Source organism: Paenibacillus polygoni (assembly GCF_030263935.1).
Lineage (GTDB): Bacteria > Bacillota > Bacilli > Paenibacillales > Paenibacillaceae > Paenibacillus > Paenibacillus polygoni.
In genome coordinates, this window is the sequence record NZ_CP127162.1 from 837015 (window position 1) to 862514 (window position 25500).

Consider the following 25500-nt stretch of genomic DNA (forward strand, 5'->3'; position numbering starts at 1 on the left):
GTGATATGATTCGTATTGTAATTGCTGAGGATCAGCGGATGCTGCTTGGAGCCCTCGCCTCCTTACTTGATTTAGAAGAAGATATGGAAGTCATTGGACGGGCAAATAACGGTGAAGATGTGGTTAACCTTGTCAAAGAACATGGGCCGGACATCTGTATTATGGATATTGAAATGCCAATCAAAAGCGGACTTGATGCAGCGGAAGAAATGAAGGATCTAGATGTAAAAATCGTGATCCTGACTACGTTTGCTCGCAGCGGCTATTTTGAACGGGCACTGAAGGCGGGCGTCAGCGGATATTTGTTGAAAGACAGTCCGATTGAGGAACTAGCACAAACGATTCGAAGTGTTATGGCGGGAAGAAGAATCTATGCAGCGGAACTTGTTGACGAAGGATATGGGGAAAAAAACCCGCTTACGGAACGAGAGAAAGCCGTACTGGAACTAATCGCTGATGGCAAAAACACGAAAGAAATTTCCAATGAACTATACATCACCACAGGAACGGTAAGAAATTATGTGTCCGTCATTTTAGACAAGCTCGGTGTGGGCAACCGGATTGAAGCTATTAAGCATTTTAAAGAAAAAGGCTGGTTTAAATAAGAAAATAGAGCTTTCATTAAATTGGAAGCCGTATTCCTCTGAATTTCTTAAGAAAAATTAGAGTCAAATCCCTATCAATATGGTATGATTTGAAAGTGCGAAATGAAATTGACAAATGTGAATTTATCATTTTTAAGTAGTACGATGATCGAAATACATGCTCGCACGAGACGGATGTCTTGCGCGGGTTTTCTTTATGTCAATATTGAAGGAGGAATAAGCTTGATATCGCTAGACCATGTCAGCAAGAGTTTTGGTTCTAAGAAGCATGGAGAGCGACTGACGGTAGTAGATCATGTTTCGCTACATATCGAACAGGGCAGTATTCATGGCATTATCGGGGCAAGCGGCGCTGGCAAATCAACACTGCTTCGCATCATGAATTTGTTGGAGAGACCCGAAGATGGACAGGTTTATATCGGTGGACAAGAGCTTACGCGGATGAGGGAAAGGGAGCTCAGACAAGCAAGAAGAAAGATCGGAATGATTTTTCAGCACTTTAATCTGATTGAGAACCGCACTGTTGAGGGGAATGTAGCCATTCCTCTTGAGCTTGCCGGTGTGAAAAAGGCGGAACGTATAACTCGGGTACACGAATATTTGCGTTTTGTGGGTCTTGAGGACAAGGCAAAGCAGTATCCTGCGCAGCTTAGCGGGGGACAAAAACAGCGGGTGGCCATTGCAAGAGCACTTGCCAATGAACCTCAGGTACTGCTATGTGATGAACCCACCTCTGCGCTTGATCCGAAGACGACTTCGGGTGTGCTCGAGGTACTTAGACACGTTAATGAAGAATTAAAGATTACGATCGTTATTGTGACGCATGAAGTACCGGTTGTCGAACGTCTGTGTACGGCCGTATCTTTTATGGATGCAGGGAAGATTGTACGGACGCTTCCAATTCAGGAAGGGGCATTACCACCTGATATGCTCGCCTGGTATGAAGAGCAGGAAGCAGGTGACAGCGAAGGATGAATTTTTATGAGACATATATAGCGAAGTACGAAAGTGAAATGTGGGAAGCCATCGGACAAACCTTTTTCATGGTTGGCGTCTCCCTGGCGGCTGCGATCCTAATCGGACTTCCGCTGGGAACACTGCTGTACTTAACGCGAAAAGGACAGAAATATGAGAATGTTGTATTATTCACCATACTTGACGTTATCGTAAATATCATTCGTTCATTTCCATTCTTGCTGCTCGTGGTCTTTATGATTCCATTGACTCGAATGATTGTAGGCACCGCTCTAGGTACAACTGCCGCCTCTATTCCGCTTGCTGTTGTAGCTATCGCAAGTTACTCTAGGCTCGCTGAGCAGTCGCTGCTTGAAGTGCCGAAAGGTGTAGTTGAGGCTGCGTCCTCGATGGGAGCAAATCTCTTTCAGTTTATTTATAAATTTTTGTATGTTGAAGCAAGAGCGGGATTAGTACGCGGATTAACGTTGTCTGCGGTCAGCTTTATTTCCTACTCCACGGTTGTCGGTGTCGTTGGGGGCGGAGGAATTGGTGACTTTGCTATCAGATACGGGTATCAGCGGTATGAAACCGAACTTATGGTATTCACCATCGTCATTATGATTGTATTCGTGCAGCTTATTCAGTATTTGGGGAATCTTTTGGCACGTACTCTGGATAAGCGTTAATAAGTGCAATGTTTTGCTTTTGAATATAAGGAAAAGAGGAATGTCAGATGATGAAGTCAAAAAAGAATGGCCTGAAACAATGGTTTGGACTTGCTATGCTTACGGTACTTATGTTGACTCTAGCTGCTTGTGGTTCTAAGAGCAGTGACGGGGGTGCTCAAGGAGATTCTACTGCTTCTCAAGAAGGGGAGATGCAGCAGATCAAAGTAGCCAGCAGCCTGTCTGCGATGGTCGATATGATGGAAGCGATAAAACCGGTGCTTGAAAAAGACGGGATTCAGCTTGAAATTGTGAGTGTATCCGATAATATTCAGCCTAATGAAGCTCTAAAGAATAAAGAAGTGGATGCGAACTTCTTCCAGCATAAAGTGTTCATGGAGCAATATAACGAAAATAATGATGCAAACCTCGTCATGGTTACACCTATTTATCACATTATTTACGGTGGTTACTCTAAGAAATACAACAGCATTGAGGAGTTACCAGAGGGTGCAACGATTGGAATTCCGAATGATCCAGCCAATATTGGACGTTCCCTTGCGATGTTTGCTGAGAATGGAATGATTACACTGAAGGATGGTGTGGGTATGGATGCTCTTCAGTCGGATATTACGGGCAATCCTAAGAACTATAAGTTTAAAGAAGTAGATCTTCTCATGCTTGGCCGTGCTTATGATGATGTGGATATGGTTACTCTCTATCCTGCCTATGCGTCACCGCTTGGTTTAACACCTAAGGATGCGATCGTCACTGAAACGCTGGATGAGGAATTTGCAATATCGCTGGTTGCACGTGAAGACAACAAAGACTCTGAAGCCATTCAAAAACTGGCAGCTGCACTGACAAGTGATGAAGCTAGAAAATTTATTGAAGAGAATCATAAGGATACAATGATCCCTGCATTTTAAATCGGATAAGAAGAGAGATGACATGCCTTTTATGGCACATAGGTCATCTCTTTTTTTTGTGGGGATTGATAGCGAAAAAGAGAGGAAAAAGGAAAAATCCCGCATTGCTTTTTATAAAATGCGTATTTTAACCGTTTTTTACAAAAATATTGATCAATATGGCAGTTTTTCATAAAACAACCCGTCCACAAGTCTTCTCACTAGTTGTATAATAGTCCATGTGAGGAGGTGCTGAGATGAGTGACCTGGAGCGATTAGAGAATATAAATTTAGTAGAGCACATTTTTACTCAAGCGCCTGTTGGGGTTGCATTCGTATCACTAGACGGTAAATGGATCGATGTGAATCCTGCAGCATGCCAAATCATAGGGTTTAGCAGAGAAGAGCTTATTACGCTTCCTGCACTTGACTATATACTATCAGAAGCTATACCGCCAACTGAGCTTGCACCAAAGATGTCTTCTGGTTTCGAGAATGAAAAACAATACCTACATAGAAACGGTAATGTGGTCTGGGCTTGTGTCTATATATCTTTATATTGTGATCAACAAACGGGAGAACCTGCCTATTACATTGTTCATATGATAGATATCACCAGCAGCAAGGTCGCAGAACTGAAACTATTGGAGAGTGTAGAAAGGTACACATCGCTCAAAAAGTATAATCATGATGCGATTATTTCTTTTGGGCTGGACGGAATGATCATCAATGGCAACCAAATGGCAGAACAACTCACGGGATATGCAATTTCTGAATTAATTGGTACTCGAATTTCGCGTATTGTAGGGGAAGAAGCCATTGCTAATCTTGCTTTTGTAGATCAGGAGTATACGGCAATTGAGCGTGATATTAACGTGGTACGTCATAAGGATGGACATGTGGTGGAAATACTCGCTACGCTCGCTCCTATTATTATCCATAATCATAAAGTCGGTTTTTATCTTATTGCGAAAGATATGACCGAACAGAAACGGCTTATTATAGAAAAAGAAGCTGCGGAAAGAACGAACAAAGCAAAAAGTGAATTCCTGGCGATGATGAGTCATGAGATACGTACTCCAATGAATGGTGTCATTGGAATGACCGATTTACTGCTGGAGACAGAGCTGTGTGATGAACAAATGCAGTATGCATCCATCATTAAGCAGAGCGGGGAAGCGCTTCTAACGATTATTAACGATATTCTTGATTTCTCCAAAGTTGAATCGGGAAGAATGGAGCTATCGATCGAACCGATGCAGTTAAACACGATTGTTTCGGATGTTTACTATCTAAATCTGCCAAGAGCTAGGAATAAAGATTTACATGTAGAAATATCAATCGATGAGAGAATTCCTGACAAACTGATGGGCGACGGTAATAAGCTTAGGCAGGTTTTAATTAATCTGCTCAGTAATGCGATTAAGTTTACACAGAAGGGAAGCATCTCTTTATCTGCCAAGAAGATCGACCAAGACGATGATGAGGTGTGTCTTGAATTTGAAGTTTTGGATACGGGTATTGGGATTCCAGAAAGTAAAGCAGACAGACTGTTCGAACCTTTTTACCAAGTAGATCATTATATGACAAGACAAATCGAAGGAACGGGACTCGGTCTTGCAATCAGCAAGAAGATGGTAGAATTGATGGGCGGAGAGATAAGGTATGAGCCTAGAAGAGACCAATCTGGCTCACGTTTTGTGTTTACCGCTTATTTCTCCCTGCAGACCAACCTCGATTTTATAGAGGATAGGCATATTCAAAGAAGCGATGATGAAATAGACAGCGGGCTTCGTATTCTTGTTGTAGAAGATAATGAAGTTAATCAGATTGTCCTTGTTAAAATGATGAATAAATTAGGTTATAAGGCTGTCGTTGTACCTAACGGAAAAGAAGCACTGAAAGCTTGTTTAGAAGAATCCTATGATATCGTGTTTATGGATATTCAAATGCCGGTCATGGATGGAGTGGAATCTACACGCTTGATTCGTGAACAGCTAGCAGAGGATCGTCCTTATATTGTGGCTGTAACAGCACATGCGATAAAAGGGGATCGGGAGAAATATATGTCCTTGGGTATGGATGAATATATAAGCAAGCCATTAAGTATGAATTCATTATCCGAGGCTATCGAGAAATTTAAAACTCTACGATTGCATTAGATCCCGTACATGTTCCTTCCCGGCCCATTACTGGATACACTCCTTGTAGCTAAGAGCAGAAGGAGCACAGACCCTTATAAATTTATAGAAATAATTGCCAATAAATCATATTTCATGTACATTGTAACTAACTTAAAAAGCATGAACGGGAGCTTGATGAAGTCAGGCTGAGAGAGCGGCCTTATGCCGCTGACCGTAGATCTGATCTGGGTAATGCCAGCGTAGAGAACGAATATCGCGAATCGTATGTAAGAACAAATGTGATGCATGAATGTAGAAGCAGCCAGCTGAATGTGATGATGTGGGGTAACCCTACAAGCTATTGCTGCCGATGCAAGTGTGTCCTTTGTCTTTTAGATGCGAATACAGATGCGTCCTTACCTGGCCTGCCCGAATTGGGGAGGCTTTTTTTATATTCTAAGGAGGAATTTGTACATGTTGCAGACAAAAGGGGAACGTTTAAAGTCAGGGCGCAAAGGGCTTACATTAACTGATATTCTAGTTACCATTGTGCTTGCCGTTGTATTTGGAATCATCTACAAGATCTGGGGACCTACTTACGATCTAGTCAAACCGTTCGGACTCCATGCGGAACAAATGATTTATGGCATGTGGTTTATGGCAGGGACCTTTGCTTTTCTCGTCATCCGTAAACCTGGTGTCGCTCTACTAGCAGAGATTGCGGCTTCAACGGTAAGTGCCTTTCTAGGAAGTGAGTGGGGGATTTCTACGCTGATCTATGGTGCGGTACAGGGGCTTGGGGCTGAACTTATATTTGCACTTTTTTTATATCGAAAAGTGAATGTATGGATTACGTCACTTGCTGCCATCGGCTCAGCAGCCGGATCTCTAATCCTCGATTTTGGGTATGGTTATATCGATTCTCTGCAAACGTGGAGTTATGCGCTGCTTATTGGACTGCGATTAGCAGGAAGTATTGTGTTAGCCGGAATAGTTGCTTATTCACTGTATAAAGCATTGGAGTTAACGGGGGTAACGAAATCCCTGAGAAAGACGACGAAAGAGGATATGGAGGCACTGCATTAATGTGCTCTTCTATAAATGGGTCCAGTGGAGGGCAATATGATGCAAATAAAGGAGAAAGCACACGTTACTCAGCCGCCAGCAGCGGTAGCTATTGACGGTCTGCGTCTCAAGTTTCCTGGAGAATCTCAGATCTGGTTTAATAAATTATCTGTAACCATAAACCAAGGAGAGAAAGTGTTACTGCTTGGTGCGAGCGGCAGCGGGAAGTCAACACTGCTTCAAGTGATGAGCGGACTTATTCCTCACTCCATTGATGTACCGATGAAGGCGGACCATCTGTGTATTCCTGATCATCCTGGGATTGTATTCCAAGACCCAGATACTCAGTTTTGTATGCCTTATGTAGATGAGGAGTTAGCTTTTGTGCTAGAGAATCGTCAGGTTCCCCGGGATGAAATGCAGGCAAAGATTAGAGCACTTCTAAGTCTTGTTGGACTTGATTTACCTGACTTACATACACCGGTGCAAGCTCTCTCCCAAGGCATGAAGCAGCGTCTGGCCATTGCTTCGGTACTTGGAGTAGAACCAAGTGTCCTTTTTCTAGATGAACCGACAGCACTGCTGGATCAGCAAGGGACGATGGAAATATGGGATACGATCCGAGCAATTACGGAAGATCGCACGGTGATTATCGTTGAACATAAAATTGATTATATCCTTGATTATGTAGATCGGATTATTGTCTTAACTTCCGAAGGAGAGATCATGGCAGATGGCGGGGTCAAAGAGATCTTCCGTCAGCATCAGCAGACGATCACGAATTATGGAATCTGGCATCCGGGAATTTGGAAGAACCGTCCTAGACCTTCTAGGCAGGGAATAAACATTGCTGCTGAGAAAGAGGCAGAACCGCTTCTATTGCTTCAGGACTGCATGATTCATCGCAGCAACAAGCCTGTTATTCGAGCAGAGGAGCTGCAGGTCCTGCCCGGTGATTTTATTGGAATTACGGGACACAATGGTGCGGGGAAAAGTTCATTTTTGCTCGGATTAATGAAGCTTCTCCCCATCACGGGTACGTATTTCGTAAACGGCATAGAGCTCAAAAATACGAAGCAAGCAGCACAGCATATCGCCTATGTATTTCAGAATCCAGAATTGCAGTTTATTACGTATTCCGTATGGAACGAAGTGGAGTATTCACTGCTTTTTGAGCCCATATCGAAGGAAGAACGCCAGGCACGGGTGAAAGAACTGCTGCGAAGGTTCCATCTAAACGGATTAGAGAACAGGCATCCTTACGAGTTGTCCCTTGGGCAAAAAAGAAGGCTGAGTGTCGCTTCCGCGGTCGTTCGGAATCCCCGTGTATTACTGCTTGATGAGCCTACATTCGGGCAGGATGCAAGGAATACATTTGCGATGCTGGATGAACTTGAACGATTGCGAAGCGAAGGAACAGCCATCATCATGGTGACTCATGATGAGGAAATCTTGGCTAGGTACTGTACATCTGTATGGCAGGCAGCAGAGGGGAGAATCACTACTTGCCACTAAATATCCCATACCAAGAAACTTGGCTGCACCGGGTTAACCCTGGGTTTAAACTCCTTACGTTTGCTTTGATGTTTCTTGTGGTCATCCTAATCCATAATCTCAATATGATGATTTATTTAACAATCACTATGCTTCTTCTCTTAATCGGTTCCGGTCATCCTCCGCTGCGTTTACTCCTATATGCATCCCCATTTATTCTGGTATTTATATCGACATCGACGGGCATGATGTTTTTTGGAAAAGGAGAAACAACTTGGTGGAAATACGGCATTATTCATATAACCGAAGAGAGTTTTTTACGCGGGGTTCATCTAGGCTGCAGAGCTTTATCGATGGCTGCAATCGGCTTGTTGTTTGGGCTGACAACAAGGCCTGTGCGCTTGTTCTACTCTCTGATGCAGCAGTGGAGACTTCCGCCGAAATATGCGTATAGTTTTCTGGCTGCGATGAATCTGATCCCGGTTCTAATCTACGAATTTCAAACACTTCGGCATGCTTTGATGATCCGAGGAGGAGGGAAGCAAACACCTAAGTGGAATATATATGCGCTGATAAAATCGTATGCGATTCCGCTTTTGGCACAAAGTATTCGAAGAGCGCAGCGGATCGCCGTGGCGATGGAGGCGAAGGGGTTTCAAAGTGAGAATAAACGGACGTACTATTATCATATTGGATACTCAAACCGTGACATTTGGTTCATTGCTTATTTTATAGGGGCGGTTGCATCCGCTTATGGACTTGGTCTTACGGTTCCTCTTGTAGCGCATGCTGTGGATGTGAGATAGCTGAGATAGCGGGTAGTGAGATAGAGACAAACGAGAATAATATGCGAATTTTATGCGTATGTAGAAAAAAGAAGTCATGTTGTTGATAAAGCTTCCTATCTTGCAATTGCTGCATAGGGGAAGCTTTTCATGATGTGAATAAACATAATCCGGATATGGTAACCGAGTTGTGCCAGCAGGGTGTTATAGTAGTGGATTAACACGGACGGATTCTTCGACAACTGATCGGCACAAAGCTTTGAAAGACGCAGAATATGTCATTTGTACGAATCGTGTCGGCGAGTTGGAGGCTTTTGCAATTCATGTCGATATTCCTCAGAAATTATTTTTGATGAATTATTCTCTACAGAAATGAACTCCATTGTTCGATAAAAAAGGAAGAGGGTAAGATGGATTTATCTAAAGGAAATAGAGGGAAATATATACAAATGATTGGTGTGCTGTTACATTAATAAAAAAGAAGGTATAGGAGGAAATAAGATGAGTCGACGTATAGATATGGTTATTATGTTTGGTTACTTGTGTATCCTCCTGTTCGGTGTAGTAGTAAAAGAAATTCCAGCTTCATTTGGAACGAAAGGCTAACACAGCATCAAAGAAAAGAAGAAGGAATAACCATAAAAGTGATACATAGGATGACAGAAGAGACTGTATTTCTATTTATGAAATCAGTCTTTTTTTGTAGACTAAGGAATGAATTGACCACCAGATGATTCAAGTCTATAATATTAACATAGCTGTTAAGTTTACGAATAGATTCATTTTTTAAGGCATATTTTAAGTATAGATTGCATTACATAAGGAAATAAGAACAACATGAACATTTAATATAATGCTAAAGAGCAAAGGAAGGATTAGTAGAAATGATTAAGACTGAAACCGCTTACCGTAGAGCGAATGAAAAGCTGAAAGACCACAAAGCCTATATCGCAAATGAGAAACTTCGGTTAGAAAGTATGGGTCTGAGTAAAGACCAAATTTCACACGCTGTTCAGCCGCTGCTTGCTTTTAAAGGGGAGCTTGAACAAGATATTCAACATTACGAAATGATTAAACAAGGAATTTTCCTCCCGATTGAGACGATTATGGAAGTCGGTAAGAATCTAATTGCTCATCGGATCTATATGAACTTATCTCAAGCTGAGCTTGCGAAAAGACTAGGGGTGTCAGAAGCACAGGTATCAAGAGATGAACGGAATGAATATGAAGGAGCAACGACAGAGAAGATCCAAAGTGTGATGAATGCGCTTGGTTTAAAAACAACCATTCATATTGAAACGGCAGCAGTGTAATAAGGAAGTAGGGGACTAAGTACGGACTGCCCCTTGTATAGAATGAATGCATAAACAGGGTGTAGGAACATTAGATGTTCCCGCACCCTGTTTCTCGTTACCCGTAGATTAGTGTTGTATTTCTTCTTCATCCTCAAACGGCTTATTGATATAGTAATAGAAATATCCCATCATAAATACGCCGCCGACCATATTACCAATGGTCACTGGAATTAAATTGTGAAGTACGGCTCCAACCGTGATCGTTTCCGAATGATCCAGCACAAGGGCGATCGCAAAGGTACACATGTTAGCAATACTATGTTCATAACCTGATATAAAAAAGCAGAAGACAAAGAGGACCATCGCAAATAGCTTCGCGCCATTTTCCTTCATGAACATCGGTACAAAAAAAGCGAGACATACAAGCCAGTTACATAGAATAGCACGGAAAAACAACTCCACTATGGTAGCATCCAGCTTATGCTCCACAACATTAAGCAGGAACGAGTTAACACTAGGAGAAGCGTAGAGATTCGTTACATCAATGAGAAACGCGAATACCAGGGCACCAAGCAGGTTACCCGCGTAGGTGAGTCCCCAGAGCTTATAGACGGTTCTCCATTCCATTTTTTTCTTAAGAGCTGCATAAGTAAAATAGAAGGTATTTCCCGTAAATAGATCCGCTCCCCCATAAGCAATCAAGATGATCGCTGCTCCAAATGTAAGTGCGGCCATGGGGTAGGCTGCCGGTGAATCTGCTATGTAAAAATAGTTACCTGTCTTAAAAGCAACAATTACTCCGAAACCAATGAACATACTGGCAAGCATTGCCCGCAGAATGTACATTTTCCAATCTTTCTGGTAGACTCTTTGCTTTTTCAGCGCATATTTCTCAACTTGTCGTAAACCTTCTGCTTCCAAATGGATCCCTCCGTATTCTGCGAAACAAATAGTAAATCGATAATGATTTCCATATTCTCTACAAGATTATGTCCAGGTTCAAGTCATTGTATGTATTTCTAGTCATCAGGAAAGTAATTTAAACGGAAGAAGGCAACACCTTTATAATGCGTTTAGTGGCCTCAACTAGAGTATGTAAATGCAAAGATTTTGCTTCAAATGATGCAAATAATAAAAGGGCGCGAGTGTGTATTCGAGCCCTTCTTCCTATATATACCACTATCATAACAGATGACACACTATATTGCGTAAATATGCAAACTTCTTCCAAAAAGATGGTGTGAGAATATATCTGTCTATAAAATTTACAAACACAGACTTTAATTTATTATTTTTAACACAATTTGATTTAAATGTAAACACAGATTAGCTAGAGATACATATTTACAAAAAACACGACAGGATAGAGATCACAGATAACATTCTCCTTCTATACTTCATTACAGATCAACTCAAAGGAGAGTGTCAAGACCATGAGGATCGCGTTGATAGGTGACTTACATTATCATGAGGCAGACCAAACACTTGGTAACTGGGTAGAAGCAAGAGATGCATTTTATAAAAACATGCTCCACCATTTTTTAAGCTCTGAAGCCGACCTCTATATATCACTTGGGGATCTGACGAATCTCGGAACAACGAGCGAACTGCGAGAAGTTTACGAGATTATCCATTCCTATGAACGCAGGTTCCATCATGTTTTGGGTAATCACGATACGTACACTCAGCCTAAAAAAGAAATTCAAAAACAAACAGGGCAAGCCTGTTATTACTCGATAACGATGGAAGACTTCATCCTTGTATTTCTAGATACAACAAGAGAGATGGATGTAAGGAACTGGGGAGGCTGGCTTGACGAGGAGCAACTAAACTGGTTTGAACAAGTGGTCCAAAACTCAGGAACAAAGCCGACGCTGGTCTTTGCACATCACCCGGTCTATTTAACAACGACAGGTTCAGATCGTGAAAAGGGATCCATTGATCCTTCTATTGATATGTGGCGTATTCTCCGCCAGAAAAAAGGAACAGGGATCTATTTTAACGGACATACGCATGTCGATTCAATTATGGAACAGAATGGTTGGACATTCATTCAGCTGTCTGCTTGTCTGGATCAGCATGCCTATCGTATTGCGGAAATTACAGGAGAAGAAGTGCGGGTTCAGGCTGTCGATATTACAGATTCCACACTCGCTGACCAGTTACCTGATATTTTTACTTATATGAATCATTTTAGAGCCACTCCCCATGCTCGCGGAAAACAGGAGGAACGGGAATGCTCTGTGCAGCTGCTGGCTGAGCGATGGAACGAAGCAGATTTATTCGAAGCATTGGAAGCGGAGCTGACTGAAGAGGACCTGCAAATCAGTGCAGACAAAAGACGCGGGGGAGATAAAGCGCATGTCTAACCGTGTATCTCAGCTAGTTATAGGGGCAGACAACACCAATTTTTTCGCTAGAAAAACAAAACAGCAGCATGCTGTGGAGGATCTGCTAAAACGTCTATCCGAGTATCGTAATGTAGCGTCCATTCGGGATGTACGCTATCTTGAAACCGCGCTTTCTTATCGAGATCAACTGAGTGCAGTATTCCTTCTTACTGGAAGCATTGGTGTCATTAAAAGTTATGTGGAATTATTTCAGAAGCATCATATTCCGGTCTTCGTGCATGTAGAGAAGATCGGGGGGCTTTCTTATGATCAGCAGGGGCTTGAATATGTAGCGAATGCCATACGGCCGGACGGGATCATTACCACGAAGATTCAAGTCGTTAAGAAAGCACAGAAATTAGGGCTTACTACCATTCAGCGATTCTTTCTAGTCGATTCTGAAGGTCTTGGCAATATTGCGCAAAGTCTCGCTCAAGTTGAACCTGATATTATCGAGATCATGCCGGCACGTATTCCCGAGGTGCTTCACAAGGTGAGAGAAATGACAGACATTCCCGTCATCTCCGGAGGACTTCTGCGAAAAAGAGAGCATGCGGAAGCCTGTATTTTGGAGGGGGCGACGGCCATTTCTTCATCTAGTCAGCAGATGTGGGAACAATCATTCTAAGAGCAGTTTCCTTCCAATCTAACCTATAAAGTTTATCCTTACTTAACATGATTCTTCAATTCGGTTAACAGTAACGTCTTATGATGAGAAGAGATAAGAGAACTAACGTATTTCCTGACAAGTAAATAAGTACCCGGGTTGGAGTGATGGAGAAACCTAATCGGATCAAGAGAGCCTGTAATTGGCTGTTCTTGGTCTGATCGAGGTTTCTTTTTGTTATATCAGGCAGCTGGGGTTAAATTCGTGATGTTCATTCTAAGGAGGATACAAAGGATGAGAAGAGGAAAGAGACGGAACTTATTAACACTGGTACTAGGAATGAGCGTTTTGCTTACTGCTTGCGGTACGGATTCAGGAGGCAGCAATGTAACAAGTACGGCAGGTGCTGCCCCCGGGAACAGCGGAAATACGGAAGAGAAGATACAGATTAAATACTGGTATGCCTATGGAGAAAAGATTGAAGAGGCAAAACAAGAATTAGTCAAACGTTTTAATGAGTCTCAGGATCGAATCGAAGTCGTTGCTGAGTATCAAGGTAACTATGATGATTTACATGCCAAGGTACAAGCTGCTTTTGCTGCAAACAATGCACCGGCCGTATCCGATCTAGAGATTTCCTCCACAGGGACCTTTGCGAGGTACGGTATGATCACAGACCTTACTGCTTTAGCAGAACAAGATAAAGAAAAACTGCAGATTGACGACTTCAATCCAGGCTTAATGGGGAATGCCTATGTGGATGGCAAGCTATACGGGCTGCCGTTTATGCGCAGTACACCGATTATGTATATGAATGTCAGCCTTCTAGAAGAGGCCGGGCTCGACCCCGCTGGACCGAAGACATGGGACGAATTCGAAGAGTACGGCAAAGTGCTGAAATCAAAAGGGAAAACAGCAATGACGATGCCTACAGATATCTGGTTCTACGAGGGGCTTGTAGCACAGTCTGGTGGTCAGGTATTAGCGGATGATGGGAAGTCTGCGTTATTTAACTCTCCTGAAGGTGTTGCTCCTGTAGAGTTCTGGAAGAAGTTAGCCGGCGAAGGAATCATTAAAATTCCAGTAGGGGATGAAGCCGGAGCAACAGCAGAAAAAGACTGGGCTAACCAGACATCTGCGTTTCGATTTGGTTCAACCGCAGGGGTTGCCGGTGCTATTGAAATCTCACAGGGAAATAACTTTAAATTTAACACGGCCTTTATGCCGGCGAATAAATCCTATGGCGTTCCTACAGGCGGCTGTCAGCTCGTCATTACATCAAAACTTAGTGAAGCAGAAACAGCGGCAGCTTGGGAGTTCCTTACCTTCATGACAACGGCTGAAAGTACAACATATCAGAGCAAACACACAGGATATTTACCTACGCGAATCTCAGCACTTGAAAGTGAAGAACTACAATCGCTCTATAAGGAATATCCGCAATATAAAGTTGCGGTAGATCAGCTGGCTTATGCCAGACCTCGTCCAATGGAGACGGCGTATCCCGAAGTTGCGAAGATCGTAAAGAATGCTATTGAGAAAACATTGCTTGATCCTAAAATCTCTGCTCAGGATGCGATGAACGAAGCCAATGAGAAAGCCAATGCACTGTTAAGTAAATAAAAGGAGTGGAGAAGATGGGCCAAATTGAACTAAAAGGAATCAGTAAGTTTTTTAAACAGGAAGAGGTAATCAAGGACCTTGACCTTACGATAAAAGATGGTTCATTTACGGTGCTTGTCGGTCCATCTGGCTGTGGTAAATCAACAACGCTCCGCATGATTGCGGGGCTTGATGACCAGTCCAGCGGAGATATTTTTATTGATGGCAAGCGAGTGAACGGAGTGCCTCCGGGTATGCGTGATGTGGCGATGGTATTCCAAAACTACGCACTTTATCCAACGATGAGTGTTCATAACAATATTGAATTCGGACTGATTAACCGGAAGATTCCGAAGAAGGAACGGGAAACGCTGATTGCGGATATCGCAGAAATTGTAGGCCTGAGTGATTATATGAAAAAGAAGCCGGAGATGCTCTCCGGCGGACAGCGCCAGCGTGTCGCTCTTGCTCGCGCTATGGTTAAGAAACCAGAGGTCTTTATTCTCGATGAGCCGCTCAGTAACCTTGATGCGAAGCTCCGCCATCAGATGCGGACAGAGCTTATTCAGCTGCATAAAAGGCTGGGGACGACGTTTGTGTATGTAACCCATGATCAGGTAGAGGCCATGTCTATGGGCGATGAGATTGTCATTATGAATAAAGGAGTCATTCAGCAAGCGGCTTCCCCCATTGAACTGTACCATAATCCAGCAAACCGGTTCGCTGCTCAGTTTATTGGAACACCTGCGATGAATATTCTGCCTTATAAAGGGATTCATTTTCCCTCCTTATCGGCAAAAGGCAAAGAAGAGATTGGTCATTTCGGATTTCGTCCTGAGCACGCACAGCTGCATGACGGGTATGATTTAAAAGGAGAAGGCCTTAGAATCAGTGGAGAAATCGTAACCAGGGAAAGTCTCGGAGCAGAGAGTATATATCAGATCCAATCAAGCTTCGGTATGTTTTCCGTTAAAACATTCCTTACTCCTCTTATGATGAATAACATGGTTACCGTGACGATTCCATATGAGCAGTTGTACTATTTTGACCTTAGCGGGAAGAGGGTAAGACAAGCGGAATATAGAGCCGCTGCCACTCCAAATGGAACGCCTGCATCTCTTGAACTCATTTCGGTGAGCGGGGGAGGCTAGAGGTATGATGAGTTCGACATCAAGCATATGGCATAAGCTTAGACCCTATGGAATGGTAACACCGGCACTAGCTGTATTTGGAGTTTTCTTCATTTATCCTATTTTTTATATGATCTATCTCAGCGTGTTTGACTGGAATTTTGTCAGCCCTACAAAGGATTATGTCGGTTTGCAAAATTTTTCGGCCTTATTGTCGGATGATGAGTTTCGTCAAGTCATACTAAATACGACAATATACACCGTTTCTACGGTTCTTCTCACCCTTAGTATTTCTTTACTGCTGGCTCTTTGGTTAAATCGTTCCGGAGCTTTCTATGGATTTGTCCAAGGGGCCATATTCAGTCCGCATATTATTTCTTTAGTCTCTATTTCACTATTATGGAGCTGGCTGATGGACCCTGAGTATGGGCTGTTGAACTGGGTTATCAGTTTATTTGGATTTGGGCCATTAGAGTGGTTATCCCACCCAGATACTTCCCTCATGTCACTCATTCTGGTTGCCGTGTGGAAAGGGATCGGATTTAACACCCTTGTCTTTATCGCTGGTTTGCAAAGCATTCCGCAGAGTATATATGAAGCGGCTGCACTGGATCGTTCCAAACCATGGCGTACGTTTATGAGACTAACGCTGCCCATGCTATCCCCAACGCTGTTTTTCCTGGCGATTATGAGTATGATTGGTTCCTTTCAGGTGTTTGAGACGATTGCCATTATGACACAGGGCGGGCCGGTAAATTCCACAAACACCTTGGTCTATTACATTTATCAATATGGATTTCGTTTCTTTAAAATTGGCTATGCTTCAGCCGCTGGGGTAATTTTGCTGGTGATTGTCGGGATTCTTACCCTGATCTATTTCCGGCTATTATCCAAAAAGGTGCATTATCGGTAACAGGGAGAGGAGGCTACTTATGAATGTGCTTGAACCAGCAGCAAGAGTAAAACGCACATCCACGGATAGAGTGAAAGAGGAAGCAAGCAGTATGAAGGTCTTGAACAGTCTCCTAAAAGTCGTTAACGTGATTTTAATGGGAGTACTCGTTCTTATCTTCGCTTTGCCCTTTGTCTGGATGGTGTCCACGTCACTGAAAACACTGCCGGAAACGATGATCTTCCCGCCTGAGTGGATTCCAGCAGCCCCGCAGTGGCAAAACTTTATGCAAGCCTGGAACTCGGGACCGTTTCTTCACTATTTTATGAACAGCGTAATGATCTCCGCAGGCATTCTGCTGCTGCAGATGATTACCATTATTCCTGCGGCGTATGCGTTTGCGAGATTTGAGTTTAAGGGATCAGGTATTTTGTTTGGACTTGTCATGGTCACACTAATGATTCCTTCTCAGCTTATTTTCTTGCCAGTCTATCTTGAACTTAGTTCCTGGAATCTGCTTAATACGCATCTTGGGCTGATTCTACCTTTTGCATCCAGTGCATTCGGGATATTTCTTCTGCGCCAATCATTCAAGCAAGTGCCAAATGAACTCATTGAGGCAGCTCGTTTAGATAAAGCAAAAGAGTGGAAGATCATGATAAAGCTCATGATTCCTATGGCTCGTCCTGCACTTATAACCTTCGGATTGTTTAGTTTTATTAGTCACTGGAATGATTATTTTTGGCCGCTGGTGATGACAACGAACGAAACGGCACGGACCCTTCCGCTTGGGATTGCCAAGATTCGAGAAACAGAAGGACTAACCACCTGGAATGTGCTTATGGCAGGCAATTTGATACTTGTTGTCCCCATTCTGATTATTTTTTTCTTTGCACAGCGTTCGATTATTAAAGCATTTGTATATAATGGTGTGAAATAAGGACATATGTATATGGAGACAAGCTGTTTTCAAGTGACTAGACTCTATGGTTAAATGGTATCCGGAGGTGATTCATATCCTGAACCCGGATAAGAAAAAACGTAATCCTAAGTTTGTTATAGCGGAGGCTGTTGTTACCGCCCTCGCCCTAATTTTATTAATTATATCGTTAGTGAATTCAGGTATTTCTCTTGGCTGGTTTTTCCTCAGTATGTCTGTGGTCTACGCTATTCGGTATTGGGAGCTTCGATCATGGATACAGGTGCTTTCTATGGTAATTTTGGCTTTAGGTGCTGTAAGTTTGTTTATGTTGGGACAATAAGTGAGTAACAAAAAAAGAAAAAAGAGACAGAAAAAAGAGACGAAAAAGCCCTTTTAAAGGGCTTTTTTCTATTTATTTCATTTAATTTCCTTTTAGGTTAGTTTAAAATAAATAATGATGTAGTATACATATCGTATCGGAGGTAGCGTGTAAATGAGAAAAATGCTAAAAGTGTTGCTGGTAACTATGGTTTCTGTTTCCATATCGTTTGGGGTAATGGGTGAGATCCATGCGGCAGGTGCAAAGAAGTATAAGAACTGTACGGAGCTGAACAAAGTGTATAAAGGCGGAGTGGCCAAGTCTTCTTCCATTAAAAATAAGGGAGGCAAAACGAAATATAAACCGCATGTTTCTGCATCGCTGTATGAAGCTAATAAATCAAAAGATCGGGATAAGGATGGGATTGCTTGCGAGAAATAGAAGCATAGGAGGAGAGAATCCATAACAAAAGCCGATATTCGCTCCTTATCAAAAGAGTGGACATCGGCTGATCAAGTGAAAATGAATGTAGGATAGAGATTTAAAGTTCAAAATGGGACAGGAATGAGCGTAGAGCAATGTCTAATTTCCTGAAAAGGAATACTGACAATACCTTGTGTATGTTTTAGACGAAGCTTCTTATAAGGAAGCTGAAGACTTACGACCCCAGAATAGACAGATCCATCGGTTAAAGAAAGATGTACAGAATAACCTTTTTGCTCAGCAATTTGTAGTTCTTTCATCATAGAAATTCCTCCGTTCGCTTTTGATTAGTTCATAATAACTATGTCGGTAGCAGGAAGAAAAAAGTGAAGACATATTTTTGTAACCGTTTTCTTTAAATATAATGGAATTCCCTGAGCGAAAACAAGGTGTAATTAGTCCTGTTTATCATTTAAATATACTTATAGAATACCCAAATGGACAAAACAATTAACATAATTGCGAAAAATCTTATGTACAAATATCAATCTCATCACTCATTAAAACGATATATTTGTAACGACATATAGACAAATAGAACCATTCTAGCAGAGAAAGCTGCACTAAAAATATATAAAAAGCCGTCACCCTTAGAGGATGACGGCTGAGCTATTCAGCTTCATATAGCATCTATTAAGCTTTGGAAGTCTTCGCATATTCTTCACAGATAATACGGTGATCTTCACTGCCTTCCGTAAATCCAGTAACAGAGGATACAGTAGCTTCAATGCCTTTTTGGGCAATTTGCTCTTGCAACTCTTTAGACTGCGGATCTTGCGGATTATCATAATGGAATGCAGCTGCAATACCTTTTAGAAGAGCAGCATGGCCAAGTCCATATTGAATCGCCATATTCGCAGGACCTACTAGACGATCAGCAGGACCGAGCTTACGAAGCGGCTCACGACCTACACGAATTACTTCATCGCGAATATATGGGTTTTTAAAGCGTTTTTCAATCTTATCAATGTATTTATAGTGTTCTTCTTTATCAAAACCATGTTTCTTAATCAGGGCATCGCCGCTTTCTTCCATTGCCTGACGAACCACTGCGCGAATCTCATCATTATTGATTGCTTCTTCAATGGTCTCCATACCAGCCAGGTAACCAAGGTAAGCGGTAATTGCATGACCTGTGTTTAGTGTGAACAGTTTACGCTGCACATAAGCAAGCAGGTTATCTGTCAATTTCATACCTGGAATTTGAGGTACTTCTCCTTTAAGGGAAGGCTCTTCTACGATCCATTCGTAGAAAGACTCCACACCAACATCAAGCATGTTCTCACCTTGGTAAGGAGGAACGATACGGTCTACTGAACAGTTAGCAAAACCGACATTCTCCTCAGCATACGCCTTACCTGCTTCAGACAAGTGAGTGTATACTTGTTCTTCTAGGTGTTTACTTCCACCGACCATATTCTCACAAGCAATGATATTTAGAACGCCTCTGCCTGCTTCTCTGCGAGCTTCAATCCCTTTAGCAATCGTAGAAGCAATGATTTTGAGAACATTCGGACCTACTGCAGTCGTTACAATGTCAGCTTCAGCCACTTCGTTCACGATATCTGGACCATTTGAGAGAACACCGGACACATTCGTGATTGTTTCTTGTCTTTGCTCCAGATCAAGAATATGGATTTGATAGCTTTTTTTCTCGTTCAGTTCATTGATCATTTCTTCATTAATATCAGCAAACACGACATGGTAAGAAGCTTGAGAGAGCAGGGCGCCGATAAAGCCGCGCCCAATATTTCCTGCTCCAAATTGAATTGCTTTTTTCATATGAAAAACCCGCTTTCGTTTTGAAGATTTAGTATGATTTATTCCCCGAAAATACTGTAGATTTCATTAGTATCTTTGGACTCAGCCAGTCTAGTTACGGTAGATTCATCTTCAATCGCTTCTGCAATTTTCGTGAGAATCTGTAAGTGCTCTCTGCCAGCTCCAGCGATCCCAATTACGAGATATGCACGGCCGCCTTCGAATTCAACACCTTCTGGATATTGATGAACCACGATACCGCTTGTTTTAATTTCTTTCTTCGCATCGCCGACTCCATGAGGAATCGCTACCCCGTTACCGATGTAAGTCGTTGCTACCCCTTCGCGTTCAATCATGGCATCCACATAATGCGGTTTTACATAACCTGCTGCAACAAGGGATTCACCTGCACGGCGAATCGCATCTTCCTTACTTACGGATGGAAGCTCTAGTACAATGTTTTCTTTACGTAGTACGTCGCCGCCTTTTGTTTCTTCCGAAGTTTCATTCACTTCTTCAGGCACGGCTTTTTCTGCTGCACCCGCTACATCTTCTTTTGCATAGTCAGGTACAGGAGACGCACTTTGTTCATGTTTTGCTTTTAAGTCGGCAATTAATTTGTCATAAATCGGATTGTTAACAAAGTTATCGATCGAGACGTGAATTGCATTTGGTGCTTTTCCTTTTGCCCGTGGAGTCAAGTTCTGTTGTGTAACAACAATATCTGCATCACCTGGGATATTCTCGATGGCTGTGTTTGTTACCTCAATCGACAGACCGGCTGCTTTTACTTTTTTACGGAAAGAAGTAGCACCCATCGCACTTGAACCCATACCAGCATCACATGCAAAGATGATTTTCTTGATTTCCGCTTTGTCATTCAAGTTAGCTGCAGGAGCATCAGTGATCCCTTTACTGCTTTTTTTCATACCTGCTACTGCTTCTTTTGCTTTTTCCAGATCTTGTTCATTTGTAGAAGATTTGCGTAAGAATATAGATGAGAGCAAGAATGATACTACAGTTGATACGAGAACACCTGCAAGAATAGGAAGATAAGAACCTTTTGCTGACATCGCCAAGATCGCAATGATACTACCTGGAGAAGAAGCAGCGATGAGACCTGCATCAAGCATATTAAATGTGAATACACCAGCCATACCAGCCACGATGACGGATACGAACATAATTGGTTTCATCAGGACATACGGGAAGTAAACCTCATGAATTCCGCCAAAGAAATGAATGATTGCTGCACCCGGTGCTGATCCTTTGATGGAACCTTTACCGAAGAAGCAGTATGCAAGCAGTACACCAAGACCAGGGCCTGGGTTTGCTTCAAGCAAGAACATGATGGATTGACCCGTTGTTTCTGCTTGTTGAATACCGATAGGGCTCAAAATTCCATGGTTAATTGCATTATTTAAGAACAAAATTTTTGCTGGCTCGATAAAGATGGATACCAGAGGGAGAATACCCCAATTCAGCATCGCATCTACGCCAGAAGCCAAAACGTTGGTAAATGCGGCTACGACAGGTCCGATACCGTAAAGTCCTGCAATAGCGAGAAGCATACCGATAATACCGGCAGAGAAGTTGTTAACAAGCATTTCAAAACCAGAAGGTGTTTTGCTTCCAACATATTTATCAAACTGCTTGATTACCCATCCGCCGAGCGGACCCATAATCATGGCACCGATAAACATCGGAATATCTGCTCCGACGATAACCCCCATTGCGGCAATGGCACCGAGTACCCCGCCTCGATGATCGTGAACGGCTTTACCGCCGCTATAAGCAATCAGCAATGGAAGGAGGTATTTAATCATTGGATCCACAAGGGATGCCAGTGTAGCATTTGGAAAATAACCTGCCTCAATAAAGAGAGCAGTCAGAAGCCCCCAGGCAATGAAGGCACCGATATTCGGCATAACCATTGCACTTAGAAAGCGACCAAATTTTTGAGTTGCTTGCTTGATGTTGCCCGCTTTTTTAGGGACAGATTCGCTAGTTGCTTCCAGCGTACTCATATTTGTTCAACCTCCATTGTGTATTGTTCCATTTTTCGTAAATATAAATCTTTCAAAATACCTTGAATTTCTTTTGTTAAGGCAGCTTGGCGAGCTACACTTAAACGAATAGCAAAGCCAGGACGGTCTATCAGGGATTTGCTGACTTCACTTGCCGCTTCCAGATACGTACGTTCGCTTTGTTTTGGAGCTAATAAAATGATGGCAGCATTGAGATTTGCATCATTTTCTGTGCCATAGGTCAGCGGTTCCTTAAAGCGCATAATACCTAGAGCTAAACGATGAATAACGGTCGATCTGCAGTGTAGAAGAAAGATTCCCTCAGTAGAAAGGATCGTTTCTCCAAGTCGTTCCCTGTCATGAAGTTCGAGGCTGAGCGTTGAAGCTTCTTCCTCTTCGGCCGTAAACTGCCTAGCAATCTTATCAATCAGCTCATGAATCGTTCTAGATTCTACCTGATCTTCAATCACTAAATTATTCATGAGATCTTGGATGCCTTGAATCAGATTCTTTTGCTTTTCGAGCGTAGCTGGTAAAGAAGCGGAAGCTTCGTTTGAAACAGGCTGGATTTCTGGTAAAGGTTCCAGATGTTCCAACGCAGTTTTTACGTTTTTGATATCTGCTTCTCCAAGAAGGGGCGATACCTTAACGACCTGCCTTCTGCTTGATAAATCTACTGTGGAGATAACAAGATCGACTTGTTCATCAAGCTCACTAACCTCTGCAGCAGAGATGGCATCAACAACTTGGAGAGAAGGGAACTTCTTTCTTATTCGGGTTTGGAGAAGACTAGAGGTGCCCATCCCGTTCGCACATACGATTAAGACACGAACAGGTCGTTCTCTAAACTTAACTCCTGCATACTCCGTCATCGCTCCGATGTGGAGAGCAATGTAACCGATTTCTGCTTCCGGGACAGGCTTATCTAGATAATCTTCTAGAACTTTAGCGCACTTTTTGGCTACCTTATAAGTGGTAGCGTATTGCTCCTTAATCTGAGAGAGCAAAGGGTTGCGTATATCAAGACCAAGCCTTAACCGCTCAATAGCAGGGCCAAGATGACTAATAAAACCATAGAAAAGCTTGCTGTTGCTTTTCAGTTCAAAACCGGTTTCCGCTTCTGCTTCTTTAAGAATTTTTCGCGCCAGGCGAACGAGTTCGAAACTGACATTCTCATAGGCTGCTTCTGACTCAGCTTCGGTTTGAATCCTAGTTTCAGCACCCTTTAGGTGCATCGTAATATAGCCAACTTCATCTTCGGGAATCTCTAGTTCAAGGGATTCTTCTAAGCGCTTTACAAGCATGTGAGCTGCCTTGAAATCAGGGTGCAATCGCAGTTCGCTAAGTACGCTTGGGGGAATAACAATACGTTGTCCCTTTTTGATTCTCTCGATTGCCAGAGCAAGGTGGACGGCAAGTCCAATAAAGGCGCTGTCTGTCAGCTTCATCCCGGTTCTTTCTTCGAGTTCTGTCAAATTCTTCTCAATCATCACAATCGTGCGATCTTCAACAAGATTCAAAAGACGGTTTCGGATATGTTGTTGAATTCGACCTATTTTTTGACCGCTTTCATTTAGAGGGTCGCGAACCAGACGAATAAGTTCATACTCATCCACACTTTCATGAAGCAAATGAATGAGTGCGGCCCGGTAATCTTTCTCCGTGCCTTCTACATAAATTCCATATCCAGGTTTACGCATTAACTTAATATGAAAGGCTTCAAGCCAGCCTTCTATAAGATCCAGATCGTGGCTGAGCGTACCTTCTGTAACCTTGAATCTTGATGCAAAATTGAAAAGTTTGATCGGTTCAGAACTCAGCAAAAGCTCACTAATAATAAAATATCGGCGTTCCTCTCGGGAATAACTGGCGGGTGCTTTAAAGGTTTCGAGCACGCTACGAACAGATTCGAAAGCAGATGGTTCTCCTTCAAGCATAAGACCAGCCCCGGGTTTACGGTTGAGCGTAAGAGCATAATCGCTGAGCCATTCTTCCATAGCTGACAGCTCGCGTTTAATCGTTTTTTCACTAACATCCAATTCATCTGACAGCTCACGTACGGTTACAAAGCGGCCTGGCATTGCAAGAAGAAACCGGGTCATTTGAACCGTTCTTTCAGTAGGCTTCTTCATGAATCCACGCTCCTTGTAAAAAGTATACGAAAAACAAACTGGCCAGAATTTTAGAAAACGATATCAAAATGCAGCTTGAAATTATAAGGTTTTTTACTGGAGTCAATAAAAATTGTAATCAAAGCACTTGACAAATTCAAAGGAAAGATACTGGGGTTTGACCCCTACAACCTAGGGACATATTTAAAAAGGACAGAGATAGTGTTCGTTAATTGAGAAAATGTTATTCAGCATTTCTGAAAAGCGGAAAGAGAGTAAAAGTCATTCATTTTTAAAAAAGGGTTTACTTTCAATATTAGATTGTGTACAATTGAATTGTTGGTAATTAAATATTTTTAAAGTTAATTAAGTTGAGTTGGAATTAATACGAAGATGAATTGAAACTAGAGAGAATCAAAACTTACGAGAAGCGAAACTAGAGAGAATCGAAACAAGAAACAAAATACATGAGTAATCTAAAGGAGAAGAAAACGATGAAAACATTATATGAGACAACCGTAATTAACACAGGTGGACGCCAAGGATTTGTACAATCTCCAGATAATACATTCTTGCTGGAAGTTGCATCCCCGCCTGAACTTGGAGGAAAAGAAACAACAGCGACTAATCCGGAACAATTATTTGCTGCGGGATATAGTGCTTGCTTTAACTCTGCGCTGGAATTCCAATTGAAGAAGAATCAAGTAAAGATTGAGAAGAGCACAGTAACCGCGACGGTGATGTTAAAAGCAGATCCTGAGGATAACGGAGTTAAACTAGAAGTCGAACTGAACGTTCGTATTGATGGATTGGATGAGGAAACAGCACAGAAGTATGTGAAACTAGCTCATGATTATTGCCCTTATTCCAAAGCCATTAATGGAAATGTAAATGTTACAGTAGGTTTGGAATAAGCCAGTTATTTTCAATAGAAGAAACTGGTTAGAACTAACAAGTAATATCAATAAAAAAGACCGCAGGCAAACTAGTTTAAGCTAGTTTGTCCGCAGTCAGAAATGGATACCAAAGCGGTATCCATTTTTTGTTTGGGACGAGTACTGGAATTCTTACGTTTCCCATTGTTCCTGTTCTTTTTTCTTTTCGATGTCCTGACGCCATTTTTCATCTCTCTCAAGAGCCTCTTTCACATAATCTCGCGGTGGAATTTTAGCATTAATGTTAAGCAGCAAGAAAATAATAATGACTAAGAGTAAAAGTATCAAAAATACCATTTTGCGCCTCCTTATTATAGGTTATAACCATGGAGAGAACGATGATTCTGTGTTATAGTAGCTTTTCATTTCAAGATGATTACGTGGTTATTTTTGTCATTTAAACTTAATTATACCATTTTAGTAT

25 protein-coding genes and 1 pseudogene are annotated in these 25500 nt (G+C 42.3%); 20 read left to right on the top strand and 6 right to left on the bottom strand.

Annotated features, from left to right (window positions below):
- The first annotated feature begins 5 nt into the window (after positions 1-5).
- The 11 genes and pseudogenes from QPK24_RS03965 to QPK24_RS04015 all read left to right on the top strand — a co-directional run bounded on the left by QPK24_RS03965 (position 6) and on the right by QPK24_RS04015 (position 9915).
- Complete coding sequence (locus tag QPK24_RS03965) at positions 6-605, top strand: response regulator transcription factor (protein ID WP_285746379.1); 600 nt, start codon at positions 6-8, stop codon at positions 603-605.
- A gap of 222 nt (positions 606-827) precedes the next feature.
- Positions 828-1580 carry a methionine ABC transporter ATP-binding protein gene (locus tag QPK24_RS03970; RefSeq protein ID WP_285746381.1) on the top strand — a complete coding sequence of 251 codons (753 nt, stop codon included), beginning with the start codon at positions 828-830 and terminating at the stop codon, positions 1578-1580.
- The gene (locus QPK24_RS03975; protein ID WP_285746383.1) at positions 1577-2248 is read left to right on the top strand and encodes a methionine ABC transporter permease; all 672 of its coding nucleotides are present in this window, start codon (positions 1577-1579) and stop codon (positions 2246-2248) included. The genes QPK24_RS03970 and QPK24_RS03975 overlap by 4 nt, the downstream gene beginning before the upstream one ends.
- A 47-nt stretch (positions 2249-2295) precedes the next feature.
- A complete protein-coding gene (locus QPK24_RS03980; RefSeq protein ID WP_285746385.1) occupies positions 2296-3156 on the top strand; it encodes a MetQ/NlpA family ABC transporter substrate-binding protein in 861 nt (286 codons plus the stop codon).
- 22 nt (positions 3157-3178) lie between these two features.
- Positions 3179-3331: a hypothetical protein gene (locus QPK24_RS03985; protein ID WP_285746387.1), complete on the top strand. Its 153-nt coding sequence runs from the start codon at positions 3179-3181 to the stop codon at positions 3329-3331.
- A 61-nt stretch (positions 3332-3392) separates the two neighbouring features.
- Positions 3393-5297 carry a PAS domain S-box protein gene (locus QPK24_RS03990; protein ID WP_285746389.1) on the top strand — a complete coding sequence of 635 codons (1905 nt, stop codon included), beginning with the start codon at positions 3393-3395 and terminating at the stop codon, positions 5295-5297.
- 435 nt (positions 5298-5732) lie between these two features.
- Positions 5733-6344, top strand: coding sequence for an ECF transporter S component (locus QPK24_RS03995; RefSeq protein WP_285746391.1), 612 nt, complete (start codon positions 5733-5735; stop codon positions 6342-6344).
- A gap of 36 nt (positions 6345-6380) precedes the next feature.
- Positions 6381-7838, top strand: a complete 1458-nt coding sequence (locus QPK24_RS04000) for an ABC transporter ATP-binding protein (protein ID WP_285746393.1) — start codon at positions 6381-6383, stop codon at positions 7836-7838.
- Positions 7829-8623 carry an energy-coupling factor transporter transmembrane component T family protein gene (locus tag QPK24_RS04005; RefSeq protein ID WP_285746395.1) on the top strand — a complete coding sequence of 265 codons (795 nt, stop codon included), beginning with the start codon at positions 7829-7831 and terminating at the stop codon, positions 8621-8623. Before QPK24_RS04000 ends, QPK24_RS04005 begins: the two co-directional genes overlap by 10 nt.
- Positions 8624-8745: 122 nt before the next feature.
- Positions 8746-8945 (top strand): annotated as a pseudogene (locus QPK24_RS04010) (family 4 glycosyl hydrolase); the annotation flags it as partial.
- Positions 8946-9486: 541 nt separating this feature from the next.
- Positions 9487-9915, top strand: a complete 429-nt coding sequence (locus QPK24_RS04015; RefSeq protein WP_285746397.1) for a helix-turn-helix domain-containing protein — start codon at positions 9487-9489, stop codon at positions 9913-9915.
- 108 nt (positions 9916-10023) lie between these two features.
- On the opposite strand, the gene QPK24_RS04020 is transcribed toward QPK24_RS04015, so the two are convergent.
- Positions 10024-10818: a formate/nitrite transporter family protein gene (locus QPK24_RS04020; RefSeq protein ID WP_285746399.1), complete on the bottom strand. Its 795-nt coding sequence runs from the start codon at positions 10816-10818 to the stop codon at positions 10024-10026.
- A 512-nt stretch (positions 10819-11330) separates the two neighbouring features.
- On the opposite strand from QPK24_RS04020, the gene QPK24_RS04025 reads away from it, so the two are divergent.
- The 8 genes from QPK24_RS04025 (at position 11331) to QPK24_RS04060 (ending at position 18200) form a co-directional block, all read left to right on the top strand.
- Positions 11331-12266: a metallophosphoesterase family protein gene (locus QPK24_RS04025; RefSeq protein ID WP_285746401.1), complete on the top strand. Its 936-nt coding sequence runs from the start codon at positions 11331-11333 to the stop codon at positions 12264-12266.
- Complete coding sequence (locus tag QPK24_RS04030) at positions 12259-12915, top strand: glycerol-3-phosphate responsive antiterminator (protein WP_285746403.1); 657 nt, start codon at positions 12259-12261, stop codon at positions 12913-12915. The genes QPK24_RS04025 and QPK24_RS04030 overlap by 8 nt, the downstream gene beginning before the upstream one ends.
- Positions 12916-13188: 273 nt before the next feature.
- On the top strand, positions 13189-14517 hold the full coding sequence (locus QPK24_RS04035; RefSeq protein WP_285746405.1) for an ABC transporter substrate-binding protein: 1329 nt from the start codon (positions 13189-13191) through the stop codon (positions 14515-14517).
- Between the two features lie 14 nt (positions 14518-14531).
- Complete coding sequence (locus tag QPK24_RS04040; protein WP_285746407.1) at positions 14532-15647, top strand: ABC transporter ATP-binding protein; 1116 nt, start codon at positions 14532-14534, stop codon at positions 15645-15647.
- A gap of 4 nt (positions 15648-15651) precedes the next feature.
- Positions 15652-16539 (top strand): carbohydrate ABC transporter permease, encoded by an 888-nt coding sequence (locus tag QPK24_RS04045; RefSeq protein ID WP_236570554.1) that lies wholly within the window; start codon positions 15652-15654, stop codon positions 16537-16539.
- Between the two features lie 91 nt (positions 16540-16630).
- Positions 16631-17458 carry a carbohydrate ABC transporter permease gene (locus tag QPK24_RS04050; protein WP_285749079.1) on the top strand — a complete coding sequence of 276 codons (828 nt, stop codon included), beginning with the start codon at positions 16631-16633 and terminating at the stop codon, positions 17456-17458.
- A gap of 46 nt (positions 17459-17504) precedes the next feature.
- Positions 17505-17780: a hypothetical protein gene (locus QPK24_RS04055; protein ID WP_285746410.1), complete on the top strand. Its 276-nt coding sequence runs from the start codon at positions 17505-17507 to the stop codon at positions 17778-17780.
- A 186-nt stretch (positions 17781-17966) separates the two neighbouring features.
- Positions 17967-18200, top strand: coding sequence for an excalibur calcium-binding domain-containing protein (locus QPK24_RS04060; protein ID WP_407082988.1), 234 nt, complete (start codon positions 17967-17969; stop codon positions 18198-18200).
- A gap of 107 nt (positions 18201-18307) precedes the next feature.
- Here the strand turns inward: QPK24_RS04060 and QPK24_RS04065 are convergent, their stop codons facing one another.
- From QPK24_RS04065 to QPK24_RS04080, 4 genes are all read right to left on the bottom strand, one after another.
- On the bottom strand, positions 18308-18505 hold the full coding sequence (locus QPK24_RS04065; RefSeq protein WP_160033967.1) for a hypothetical protein: 198 nt from the start codon (positions 18503-18505) through the stop codon (positions 18308-18310).
- Between the two features lie 370 nt (positions 18506-18875).
- Positions 18876-20024, bottom strand: a complete 1149-nt coding sequence (locus tag QPK24_RS04070) for a mannitol-1-phosphate 5-dehydrogenase (protein WP_285746412.1) — start codon at positions 20022-20024, stop codon at positions 18876-18878.
- A 38-nt stretch (positions 20025-20062) separates the two neighbouring features.
- Complete coding sequence (locus tag QPK24_RS04075; protein WP_285746414.1) at positions 20063-22030, bottom strand: PTS mannitol transporter subunit IICBA; 1968 nt, start codon at positions 22028-22030, stop codon at positions 20063-20065.
- Positions 22027-24162, bottom strand: a complete 2136-nt coding sequence (locus QPK24_RS04080; RefSeq protein WP_285746416.1) for a BglG family transcription antiterminator — start codon at positions 24160-24162, stop codon at positions 22027-22029. Before QPK24_RS04080 ends, QPK24_RS04075 begins: the two co-directional genes overlap by 4 nt.
- Before the next feature lie 473 nt (positions 24163-24635).
- On the opposite strand from QPK24_RS04080, the gene QPK24_RS04085 reads away from it, so the two are divergent.
- A complete protein-coding gene (locus QPK24_RS04085) occupies positions 24636-25055 on the top strand; it encodes an organic hydroperoxide resistance protein (RefSeq protein WP_285746418.1) in 420 nt (139 codons plus the stop codon).
- 153 nt (positions 25056-25208) lie between these two features.
- Here the strand turns inward: QPK24_RS04085 and QPK24_RS04090 are convergent, their stop codons facing one another.
- Positions 25209-25373: a hypothetical protein gene (locus tag QPK24_RS04090; protein WP_285746420.1), complete on the bottom strand. Its 165-nt coding sequence runs from the start codon at positions 25371-25373 to the stop codon at positions 25209-25211.
- Positions 25374-25500: the final 127 nt, after the last annotated feature.